The 993-nt window shown below is 37.4% G+C and carries 1 protein-coding gene; it reads right to left on the bottom strand.

Going from position 1 to position 993, the window contains the following annotated elements; genetic code table 11:
- Positions 1–993: sensor histidine kinase (locus tag AC1DLM_RS35420; protein WP_477572628.1), on the bottom strand; the 993-nt coding region annotated here is incomplete at both ends.

Here is a 993-nt window from a genome sequence, read left to right as displayed (position 1 = left end):
CGCTTGGATACATTGAATTTCTTCACTGATCATCACAAGATCGTCTTTTTTTATACTATATCGAAAAATCTTTGACATGGATGAAGTAATCAGCGCTATTTCTTTGCTGCCGTATTCAAGCCCGATACTGCTTATGCAATTTAATGTATTATAAAGGAAATGCGGATTTATTTGACTTTGTAAGGCAGAGAATTCAGCCTGTTTTTTGCTGAGCTCAGACTCATATAAACTTGCCTGAGTATGGAAAATATTGCTTGTCATCTCTTCCATTTTGTCAATCATGCTATTGATATCATAGGCCAACACGCCGACTTCATTCGTTGAACGTACCTTAACTCTAAAGCCTACATCTCTTTTACCAATTTTCTTCATATCTGCGATAAGCCCCATGACCGGCCGCGTCAGATTATTCAAGAAAAAATATCCTAGAATAAGCATACTCAGAATGATACCAATTCCTGCTATGATACTAATGTTTTTAATGGCATACATGTCTGTTGTCAACTCTTGCACTGGAATAATACTTACAATACGCCAGCCGTCAGCCTGCTGCAAATCTTTTTCCTGGACGATTACTTCTTCATCATTAATTGTCGTTTTTACCCCATTAGTTAAACGGTTCCGATCTACGGAAAGGATATCCTCGTACAAAATACCGCGGAAATTTGCATTATTGGATACAATAACCTCATTTTGGCTATTTAGAATGTACAACGTAGAGTTAGGCGTTAATTCCGTATTCTGAACAAGCTCCTTCAACTTTTCCGTGTTCACCATAATGGAACAATAGCCTGTCCTCTGAGAGAATTGAACCCCGCCAATCGATTCAATAATGGGTGCTATATAAAAGAAATATTCGCTTCCTGTTTTTTCGTCTTTTAGAAGGGTTGTAAACTGTCCTGTTTCAACAGAATCCCTATCATTTTTGTAGGTGCTAACAAATTCTTCGTATTGTTTCGAATAAAAAATATCACCGTTTCCAGTACTATGGAC

It is taken from the genome of Paenibacillus sp. 01T442, from assembly GCF_056398345.1.
The sequence above is the reverse complement of the archived record's forward strand: the minus strand, read 5'-3'. Positions and strand labels throughout refer to the sequence as shown.